This window comes from Bifidobacterium phasiani, from assembly GCF_019331775.1.
Classification (GTDB): domain Bacteria; phylum Actinomycetota; class Actinomycetes; order Actinomycetales; family Bifidobacteriaceae; genus Bifidobacterium; species Bifidobacterium phasiani.
In genome coordinates, this window is sequence record NZ_JAHBBD010000012.1 from 70922 (window position 1) to 81209 (window position 10288).

The 10288-nt window shown below is 71.0% G+C and carries 8 protein-coding genes and 1 tRNA gene; 5 read left to right on the top strand and 4 right to left on the bottom strand.

Annotated features, from left to right (window positions below; genetic code table 11):
- Positions 1 to 62: 62 nt before the first annotated feature.
- A complete protein-coding gene (locus tag KIH73_RS06310; RefSeq protein WP_219081696.1) occupies positions 63 to 1214 on the top strand; it encodes a LacI family DNA-binding transcriptional regulator in 1152 nt (383 codons plus the stop codon).
- Between the two features lie 145 nt (positions 1215 to 1359).
- Entirely contained in the window at positions 1360 to 3183 is a 1824-nt protein-coding gene (locus KIH73_RS06315) for a glycoside hydrolase family protein (protein ID WP_219081677.1), read from the top strand.
- A gap of 221 nt (positions 3184 to 3404) precedes the next feature.
- Here KIH73_RS06315 and KIH73_RS06320 read toward each other — a convergent pair whose 3' ends face one another.
- Positions 3405 to 4448, bottom strand: a complete 1044-nt coding sequence (locus tag KIH73_RS06320) for a Gfo/Idh/MocA family protein (RefSeq protein ID WP_219081679.1) — start codon at positions 4446 to 4448, stop codon at positions 3405 to 3407.
- A 340-nt stretch (positions 4449 to 4788) separates the two neighbouring features.
- On the opposite strand from KIH73_RS06320, the gene KIH73_RS06325 reads away from it, so the two are divergent.
- Positions 4789 to 5253 (top strand): very short patch repair endonuclease, encoded by a 465-nt coding sequence (locus KIH73_RS06325; protein WP_236022631.1) that lies wholly within the window; start codon positions 4789 to 4791, stop codon positions 5251 to 5253.
- Between the two features lie 37 nt (positions 5254 to 5290).
- On the opposite strand, the gene KIH73_RS06330 is transcribed toward KIH73_RS06325, so the two are convergent.
- Together KIH73_RS06330 and KIH73_RS06335 are read right to left on the bottom strand one after the other, a co-directional pair.
- Positions 5291 to 5366: transfer RNA gene (locus KIH73_RS06330), tRNA-Arg, on the bottom strand.
- Between the two features lie 329 nt (positions 5367 to 5695).
- A complete protein-coding gene (locus KIH73_RS06335; protein ID WP_219081681.1) occupies positions 5696 to 7207 on the bottom strand; it encodes a dicarboxylate/amino acid:cation symporter in 1512 nt (503 codons plus the stop codon).
- 859 nt (positions 7208 to 8066) lie between these two features.
- On the opposite strand from KIH73_RS06335, the gene KIH73_RS06340 reads away from it, so the two are divergent.
- The gene (locus KIH73_RS06340; RefSeq protein WP_219081683.1) at positions 8067 to 8669 is read left to right on the top strand and encodes a nitroreductase family protein; all 603 of its coding nucleotides are present in this window, start codon (positions 8067 to 8069) and stop codon (positions 8667 to 8669) included.
- Positions 8670 to 8852: 183 nt separating this feature from the next.
- The gene (locus KIH73_RS06345) at positions 8853 to 9911 is read left to right on the top strand and encodes an endonuclease/exonuclease/phosphatase family protein (RefSeq protein WP_219081686.1); all 1059 of its coding nucleotides are present in this window, start codon (positions 8853 to 8855) and stop codon (positions 9909 to 9911) included.
- 42 nt (positions 9912 to 9953) lie between these two features.
- Here KIH73_RS06345 and KIH73_RS06350 read toward each other — a convergent pair.
- A partial coding sequence (locus tag KIH73_RS06350; protein WP_219081688.1) for a hypothetical protein occupies positions 9954 to 10288 on the bottom strand: 335 nt, incomplete at its 5' end.

The following is a 10288-nucleotide window of genomic DNA, read 5'->3' on the forward strand; positions in this document are numbered from 1 at the left end:
CGGGATGCGGCCGCCCGCGTCCTGTGGGACATAATGGAAGGAGGTGAACAATGACCGACACGATGGTTCCGCCATCGGTCCGATCCCGTCGAGGAGGACGCATGGTAACGATGAAGGACGTCGCCGACAGGGCAGGGGTGTCGACCTCCACCGTCTCCAGGGTGCTGAACGGCAAGGAGCGCGGGCGCATCAAGCCCGACATCGCCAAGGAGGTGCGACGCCAGGCCAAACTGCTCGGCTACAAGCCGAATCCGGTCGCGCGCAGCCTGCGCACGCACAGCAGCCGCATCCTCGGATTCGTCAGCGATGAGATCTCCACGACCCCGTTCTCGGGCAGGATCATGCTGGGCGCCCAGGACGCCGCGCGAGAACTCGGCTACATCCTGCTGGCGGTGAACACCGGCAACGACCCCGAACTCGAGGAGCAGGAGATCGACGCGATCAAACGGTACGGGGCCGACGGCTTCCTGTACGCGATGATGTACAACCGCCCCGTCACGGTGCCGCGGTCGCTCGACGGCGTGCCCGCCGTGCTGATCGATGCGCGGGACGAGGACGGCGTGCGACCCTCGATCAGCCCGGACGAACGGCGCATCGGCCGTGACGCCACCGAGCGGCTGCTGCGCGCCGGATGCCGCCGCATCATGTACGTGGGCGCCGACGTGCCCCTGGTCGCCCAACGCGGACGTCTGGCCGGATACCGCGAGGCGCTCGAATCCGCCGGCGTCGGGGCCGACGGGCGTCTGGTGGTCGCGGTGGACGAGCAGGACACCACGGGAGAATTCCTCCGGGCGTTCGAGGCCATGCGGCCGGACGGCGTGTTTTGCTTCAACGACATACGCGCGAACCTGGTCTATCGCGCTGCCGCGGAGCATGGCCTGACCGTCGGACGCGACCTCTCCGTGATCGGTGTGGACAACCAGCCGTTCATCGCGGGCATCCTGTCTCCCGCGTTGAGCTCCATCGAACTACCCCATTACGAGATGGGCTACTGGGGCGTGCGCAAGCTCGTCTCCCTGATCGAGGACCGCGACATCGACGAGGGCAGCCTCGAGCATGCGCCGGGTACGCATACCGGCGACAGCGCCGGATCCGTGGCCGTCGGCGCCAACGACACCCAGCATGTCGGCGTCCACGCGCAGCTGCCGTCGCTGAAGGACGAGCAGGCGCTGATCGGCTGCGTCCTCGTGGACAAAAAATCCATCGTCGCGTAGCGTGTCAGACACCAAACGACGCTAATCTGGTACAGCATTGACAGCAAACGATTGCCGGAGATCTTGCCGAATCTCCGGCAATCGGGCCGCCGAATCCCATCAGACCCACAACCACACCACATTCCAGTGGAAAGGAACCATCATCATGACGGCAACACAGCACACCGGCTCCGTAAGCTTCGGGTTCGACGCCGATGGCTACACCGCGCTCGATCTGTTCGTCGAGCGCGTCGACGGGCAGGGCGCCCCGACCCTGCGCCTGACCGATTCCCGGGGAGGCGTCCAGGAACGCGTCATGGACGCCGACCTCTTCCGTCAGCGGATCACGTTCGACATCGCGCCGGCGGAACGCTACACGCTGGAAGGTTCCGCGGCCATGCTGCCGTACGTGTATCTGATGGGCGGCGATGACATCCTCGACCGCGGCATCCGCGTGCTCGACGGCGAGACCGGCGCCGTCACCGCCGGCGACGGCGCGGACGCGACGCCCGCCCCCTGCCGCGCGGCCGTGCACTACGAGCCGCCGGAGCACTGGATGAACGACCCCAACGGCCTGTGCCGCTTCCAGGGCCGCTACCACATGTACTACCAGTTCAACCCCTACGGCTGGGGCTGGGACAACATGCACTGGGGGCACGCCGTCAGCCGCGACCTGGTCCACTGGACGCACCTGCCGGTGTTCCTGGAGCCGCAGCGCGAGCTGCACGCCGACCGCAACACGGCCGGCGGCGCGTTCTCCGGCTCGGCCGTCACCGTGGACGCCGAGGGCCGGCCGTGCCCGGGCGACGACGCCGCGGCGATCCGCTTCTACCTGACCCGGCACAGCGCACGCAGGGACAACGAGGTGGCCCTGGAGTACCAGAGCACGCTGACCAGCGCCGACGGCCTGGTCCCGGGGCCCGAGACCCGCATCGTCGACCGCCCCGACGAGCATGTCGGCTTCGACTTCCGCGACCCCAAGGTCGAGACCGGCTTCGACGGCGGCGCGGTGATGGCCGTCGCCACGTTCCTGGAGTCCTCGGCCGTGCCCGAGGCGCCTGCCCCGGGCGTCTCCGCCGACCACGAGGGCGGCTGGTTCACCACGCGCGCCGACGGCGCCGCCGGCGAGGAGCGGGCCGACATGGCGCACATCCCGGCGGTCGTCGTCTACCGCAACGCCACGCCGGAGCTGCGCGACGACGCCTGGGAGTACGCCGGGCCGCTGCTGGTCGAGCGCGGCTACCAGATCGGGCGCACCTTCGAATGCCCCGACGCCTTCCCGCTCGACGGCGCCGACGTGGTCGTCGGCGCGATCATGCATGTGCGCACCGAGGGCGGCGCCTTCCAGCCGATCCGCTGGTACGTCGGCGCCGTTGACGGCGACCGCATGACCGTCGCGCGCTCCGGCTGGGTCGACTTCGGCGACTGCTTCTATGCGGTCCAGTCCTTCCGCGACGACGACGGCCGGCGCATCTGCATCGGCTGGCTGGCCGACTGGTGCGGCGTGCGCCGCGAGGCCAAGGGGCGCGCCAACGGCGCGATGTCGCTGCCGCGCGAGCTGCATGTGCGCGACGGCCGGCTGGTCGCCCGGCCCGTCGCCGAGGTGTACGACCGGCTGGTCGGCGAGCGCATCGAGGCCGGCGACGGCGGCATCTGGCGGGTTCCCGGCAACGCCTACTACGCGGACATCCGCCCCGACGGCGACTTCGAAGCGACGCTGTGCGACACCGGCGAGGCGTCCTGGCGCATGACCTGCCGCAACGGGATCGTGCGGTGCGTCAGCCGGGGCGCGTCCAGCGACGGCGTCGTGTGCGAGGCGCGCGTGGACAGGGTCGAGCGCGTCGAGGTCTTCTACGACCGCGGCGTCATCGAGGTGTTCGTCAACGACGGCGAGCAGGCCGGCGCCATGCTCGCCTACGATCCGCGCGACCACGGCGTGTTCGAACTGGACGGCGAGGCGGCCTGCGAGGTCAGGGCGCTCCGGCGCTGAGCGTCGGTCGGGGCCGTGGCTCCGTCGGACGGCGAGGTATGGCGAAGGGCCGGTTCACGGGATCGGGCGAGATGATCCTGTGAACCGGCCCTTTGTTCGTTTTCCGTACCGAACGGCGGAATGCCGCCGTTGGCTGATGTTCGTTCATGTGCGATGCCGTGCCGTCCGGTTCACAGGATGCGCGGCGCGGATCCCGTGAACCGGGCCTTGGCGGCCGCCGCTCACTCGAACGGGTACGACAGACCCCACTGGCCGCGGATCGAGTCCATCAGCTCCATGATGCGCAGCGTGTCCGCGTGCGGCATGGCCGCGCATTCGGTCAGGCCGTCGAGGATCGCGTTCGCGGCGTCGGCCACCTGGTACTCGTAGCCGGTGAGCTGCGCGGGCACGTCGTGGTGGGCCGCCAGCTTGTGGTCCGCGTCGAACACGTCGATGCCCTCCACGTTGTTGATGTTCCGGCACACGATGTAGCCCTCCGTGCCCCAGACGTAGCCGCCGCGGTCGGACGACACCAGCATCGAGGCCTGCGCGGCGGCCATCGTGCCGTCCTCGTAGCGGATCGTGATCGAATCATGCGCGTCCACGCCGGTCTCGTACGGCACCATCGTGGCATCGATCCCGGCGATCGGCCGCGGGCCGAGCACCATGTCGATGAAGTTCAGCGGGTATACGCCGACGTCGAGCAGCGCGCCGCCGGCCAGCGCCGGGTCGGTCATGCGCGCCTTGCCCGACACCGGGTAGCACAGGTTGGCGTTCACCGCCTTGACCTCGCCGATGACGCCCGAGGCCACGATGTCGTCGATCATCGCGCGCGAGGGCATGTAGCGCGTCCAGATGGCCTCGGTGCACAGCAGCCCGGTCCGCCGCGCCGCGTCCAGCAGCTCGCGGGCCTGCGCCGCGTTCGCGGTGAAGGACTTCTCGACCAGCACGTTCTTGCCGGCCTCCAGGCACATGACGCCCTGCTCGGCGTGCAGGCTGTGCGGCGTGGCGATGTACACCAGGTCGACCAGCGGGTCGGCGAGCAGCTCCTCGTACGACCCGTACGAGACCGGGAATCCGTACCTCGCGGCGAACTCCGCGGCGCGTCCGCCGTCGCGCGCGGCGACCGCGTACGGCGCGACGAGGTCGCGGTAGCGCGGGTCGCCCGCCATCGCGACCAGCGTGGACGCCATCGAGTGGGCGATGCGCCCGGCTCCGAGAATCGCCACGTTCACCTTGAGATGTTCGGCCTCGGCCTGGGCGCGCCGACCGTTGAGTCTGCTCATCGTTCCTCCTTGGAACCCTGTCGTCGCCGGCCGCATCCGTCGCGGCCGGCCGTGGCTCCCAGTCTACGCGCAGGCCGGGCGGATCCGCCGGCGGGGCCGCGGCCGCACGGGGGTGCCGGGGCGCCGGCGGCGGCGATGCGATAATGGTGGCGTGACCATGCAGCGCGACGATTCCGACGGTACGACCGACGCCACCCCCACGCCCGGAGTCGGCTCGGCCCCGGCCGGGGCGACGCGCGCGTCCTCCGGCAAGTCGGCGCGCCGGCCGGCGGCGGGCCGGAGCGGCACCCGTCGCGCCGCCCGCGAGGAGAAGTACGAGCGGGGCACGCGCAGCTACACGATGTCGCACATCCGCGGCAAGGACACCTCGATCGAGGTGATGGTGCGGCGCTACCTGTTCTCCCGAGGCCTGCGGTTCCGCAAGAACGACCGTCGCTACCCGGGGCACCCCGACGTCGTGCTGCCCAAATGGCACGCGGTGGTGTTCGTCAACGGCTGCTTCTGGCATATGCACGAGGACTGCGCCAAGCACGCGATGCCCAAGTCGAACGTCGAGTTCTGGTCGGCGAAGCTGCTGCGCAACCGGGAGCGCGACCGGCGGCAGCACGCCGAACTGGAGGCCATGGGGTGGCGCGTCATCGTCGTGTGGGAGTGCGAGCTCGCCAAGGCGACCCGCCGGGAGCGGCTGGAGCGGCTGTATGGCGAGATCACCGGCGCCGGGGCGCAGGCCGATGGGGAGCCGCGGGACCCGCGCGGCGCGGAGGGGCCGGAGCGGCCGGAGCGGCCGGAGGATCCCCGCCGATAGCGAAAAACCCTTGGAACGCGGTGATTCCAAGGGTTCGTGGTGCCCGAGACGCGATTCGAACGCGCGACACCCGCTTTAGGAGAGCGGTGCTCTATCCACTGAGCTACCCGGGCGCAAAGAGTCATTATACAGCCTGACCCGGCGGAATGGAACACCGGCGGGCGGCGCGTCATGTGCATCGCGCCGCCGGGCGGCATGGGGCCGGGGCGAGTGGCTGCGAAGAGGATGCCCATGGAACCGGAGGCGCCGGGCGGCGCGGGCCGGCAGGTGAGGGGCGGCAGGTGAGGGGCGCCGGATACGGCGATCGCCGCGCGGGAACCGCAGGGTTCCTACGCGGCGATCGCGGTGGCGCGCCGGGAGCGGTGCCGGCCGGTATCCGTGCGGAGGTGGGCCGGCCGGCGCGCCACGGGCGGATGGGGCGTCGGGCCGATGGCGGCCGCGCTCAGCCGCGGCCCGGCAGTCCGATGCCGCACATCTCGTCGTCCTGCTCGACGGCGCGGGCCAGGTGCAGCTGCGGCACGCCCGATGCGGCCGGCACCGGCGCGGCGGGCGCCGCATCGCCTTGGACCGGGGCCTCGGCGGTGTCCGTGCCGTCCTGGTCGGAATCGGCGGGGGAACGGTCGTCGGCGTTCCCGCCGACCGCCCCGGCGACGCCGCGGTAGGCGTCGAGGTCGAGCTGGCGCTCGCTCGCCGCGACGATCACGGCGGTGTTGGCGGCGCCGGCCACGTTCAGCGCGGTGCGGCCCATGTCGACGATCTGCGAGATCGGCTGGGCGATGGCGATGAAGGGGATGGGCAGCCCGGCGGCCGCGAACAGCGAGGTGGCGGTGATGGTCGCCGTGCCCGGCACGCCGACGGTGCCGATCGACACCAGCAGCGTCAGGACGACGATCATGAGGTACTGCCACGGCGTGTAGTCGAGCCCCTGCGCGTTGATGGCGAACACCGCGAGCAGCGTCGGCCACATGCCCGCGCAGCCCGGCATGCCCAGGTTGGCGCCGAGTCCGGCCACGAACGCGGCGGTGTCCTCCGGCACGCCGGCGGAGCGCAGCTGGCGCACCGTGACCGGGATCGTGCCGATGCTGCTCTCCGAGGTGAAGGCCACCATGCCGGCCGGCCAGAACATGCGGAAGAATCGCAGCGGGCTGAGGCGGGTCGCGGCGGTCAGGATCAGCGGCTGGACGACGAACATCTGGATCGCCATCGACAGGTAGGCGACGCCGAGCACGGCGAGCAGCGGCAGCAGCGTCAGGATGTCGTTGTAGCCGACCGCGGAGGCGATCAGGGAGAGCACGGCGTACGGGGTGAAGCCGACGATGATCTGCGTGGCCTTGGAAAGCACGGCGTCGCCGGCGTCGATGACGGCCTTGAACGGCCTGACCGTCTCGCGGCCGGAGTCGGTGGCGGCCACGGCCGTGTAGGCGATGGCGGCGAGCAGCGAGAACAGCACCACCGGCACGACCTGGTTGGCCGACCAGTTCGCCATCAGGTTGGAGGGGAACAGGTTGATGATCGTGTCGATGACGCCGGGCACCTCGCGCTGCTGGTAGTCGGTGGGCATCGTGAACTGGAATCCGACGCCGATGCGGAAGGCGCTGGCCAGGCCCAGGGTGAGCAGCGATGCGGTGAGCGTGTTGAGCAGCAGGAACACGACGGTCTTGGCCGCCATGCCGCGCAGCCGCAGCGAATCGCCGAGGTTGGTGACGCTGGAGAACACGCTGAACAGCAGCAGCGGCACGACGAGCGCGGCGATGACCTGCGACCAGATCGCGCCGAAGACCGCGACGTACTGCGTGTGGCCCTGGGCGACCAGGCCGAGCGCGATGCCGAGCACGGTGGCGATGATGACGCGCAGGCCGAATCCGGCGGTGCGGGTGCGTTTGAGGTACCACAGCGCGGCGAAGGCGATGACGGCGGCCGCCAGGGCGGCCCAGTCGATGAATTGCGATGGCATGATCTTCCTTACATGAGGTCGATGGATGGATTGGGACGATGAATCGATGACATTGGCTGTGTGCGGGAACGAATCCGCGCCGGGTGACCGGTGCGTTCGGCGGGGCGCATCATGCGCCTGCGGCACAACGGGCGGGGAAGATCCATATCGGCGATTCGCCGTGACGTCGCCGCGATGACGCGGCGGCCTGAGGCTCTGCATGCTATGAATCGACTGAACGCGGGCCGTGCACGTCCGTGACACACCACGGTCGGGCACCCGGCGCGGGTGCGGCGTTCAGCGACAACAACAGAGCACGAAATTCATGGGTGCCACGGTAGCACATGGTTCGGCGCATCGGCATTCCTCTCACAGAGGAATCGGCGCGGGGCTCGCGGGCGCGGACGGCCCCCGATCCGTGTGGCGTGGACGCGGCGTATGCGTGGCGTTCACGCGGCCTGCGGCAACGGCGATCCGGGCTCGCCGCCGTCCCCGTCGCCGGGCCCCGCGGGCGGATCGGGATGCGCGCGGCCGGCGTCGCCATGCGCGGCATATGTGAGGTATGTCACAGCGGGGCCGGCCGTGTCGCGCCATGGACCGTACGCGCCGGCCCCTGCGCCGTACCGGCCCGGCGCAGGGGCCGGGAAACCGGCATGGCCCCGCGCGGGCGTCGCCGGGTGCGCGCCCCTTGCGCCGCGTTCCGGCGCGCGGCGGCACGGTGATGCAGCTCACAGTATTCCTGCGGTGAACATCAAGGCGCCGCCGAGTCCGGCGACGGTAACGTGGTGCGCAAGACGGCGGGCGACCCCGGGGCCGCGCGGCGGCCCGAGACGGGGCGCCGCCATCGATCGCCGTCGCAGCCCATGGTTAGGAGGCCATCATGTCCGATTTCGTCAACGCGCTGGAGTCCCGGCGCTCGCGGTACGCGCTCGCCGGCACGTCGAAGCTCGCCGACCGGGAGATCGTGGATCTGGTCGAGCGCGTCGCCGTGCAGGTGCCCAGCGCGTTCAACTCCCAGTCCCAGCGCGCGGTGGTGCTGTTCGGCCAGGCCCACCACCACCTGTGGAGCATCGTGCTCGCGTCGCTGCGCAAGGTCGTGTCCGACGACGAGGCGTTCCGCAGGACCGTGGAGAAGATCGCCGGATTCGACGCCGCGCACGGCACGGTGCTGTACTTCGACGACACCGCCGTCACCGACGACCTGGCCGCCCGGTTCCCGACGTACGCGGACAACTTCCCGGTCTGGGCGGAGCAGGCCAACGGCATGCTGCAGCTGGCCGTGTGGACCGCGCTGTCCGAGGCGGGCCTGGGGGCCAACGTGCAGCACTACAACCCGCTGATCGACGAGGCCGTGCGCGAGGAGTTCGCGCTGCCCCGGCAGTGGCGCCTGATCGCCCAGATGCCCTTCGGCGACGTCGTCGAGCCCGCCGGCGAGAAGACGGTCGTGCCCGTCGGGGAGCGCGTCAGGGTGGTCGGCCTGTAGTCCGGCCCGCGCCGGGCGTGGCTCCGGCCCCAACGACGGCGGCCCGCGGCCCGTCCCAGGACGGTCGCGGGCCGCCGCCATGCCTGCGTCCGGCCGCGTAAGGGAAACGGAATGATTCGCGGGGATGATGGCCGCGCCGCCCGCCGGTACGGTATGGTCTGAGGGATCGGATGGGAGGACGTGATGGCATCAGCTCAGGCGAACGGCGCGCGCCGTTCCTCGACTCGACGTACTAATCGCACGGGTGCGTGGCGCACCCTGCTGCGGGTGCTGGCGGGGGTGTTCGCGCTGGTGGCGCTGGTCGGCGTGGCGGCGCGGGCGCTGCCGGCCGGGCTTCAGGCGCTGCCGTACGTGCCGGTCGTGGTGTCCGCCACGCCGTGGTTCGTGATCCCGGCCGTGCTGTCGCTGGCGTGCGCGCTGGCATCGCGCCGCTGGATCGTGGCGCTGCTGGCCGTGGCGTGCATCGGGCTGCAGGTCTGGTGGCAGTACCCCTTCTTCGTCGCGCGCCGGCAGCTACCCGACGCGGCCCTCGCCGCGATGGCCGAGCCGGCCGCGGACATCACCGACCGCTACGCCCGGGTGATGACGCTCAACGTGTACCGCGGCGACGCGGACCCCGCGCGGATCGTCGAGACGGTGCGCGGCGAGCGCGTCGAGGTGCTGGCGCTGCAGGAGACGACGGACGCGTTCGTGCAGGCGCTCAATGAGGCCGGGATCGGCGACTATCTGCCCTACGCGCAGGTGTCGTCCTCCGACGGCGTGTTCGGCAACGGCATCTGGTCGGCCTCGCCGCTGATCGATCCGTCCGCCGACGACGTGAACGCCGTCTCGTCGTTCATGCCGGGCGGCACCGTGATGCTCGGCGACGCGGCGGTGCGCTTCGTGTCCGTGCACACCACGGCCCCGGTGCCCGGCTACTGGGACATGTGGAAGCGGTCGCTGGACGACCTGGCGCTGATGAGGGCCGACACCGACACGCGCTACGTGTTCATGGGCGACTTCAACGCGACCGTCGACCACGCGCCGTTCCGCGACTTCCTCGGCGACCGGTTCGCGGACGCGGTGATGCAGTCCGGGCAGGGCCTCGCGTTCACCTGGCCGGCCGACCGCCCGTGGGTGCCGCGCTTCGCCGGCATCGACCACGTCGTGGTGGACCGGGGCATCGCGACCGGCCGGTGCGAGGTCGTCGACATCGACGGCTCCGACCATGCCGCGCTGCTGACCACGATCGCCGTGTCCTGACGTCTCGCGGCCGGGCCGATTCGGTTCGGACGCGAAGGGTACTCAGTCCAGGTTGGAGTGGGCTGAGCCGTTGGCGGGCGGTCCGGTGGACTGCCCGTAGGCGAGGTGAGCGGCCGCCGAGGCCGCGAAGGGTACTCGGTCCGGGTTGGAGTGGGCTGAGCCGTTGGCGGGCGGTCCGGTGGACTGCCCGTAGGCGAGGTGAGCGGCCGCCGAGGCCGCGAAGGGTACTCGGTCCGGGTTGGACTGGGCCGAGCCGTTGGCGGGCGGTCCGGTGGACTGCCCGTAGGCGAGGTGAGCGGCCGCCGAGGCCGCGAAGGGTACTCGGTCCGGGTTGGACTGGGCCGAGCCGTTGGCGGGCGGTCCGGTGGACTGCCCGT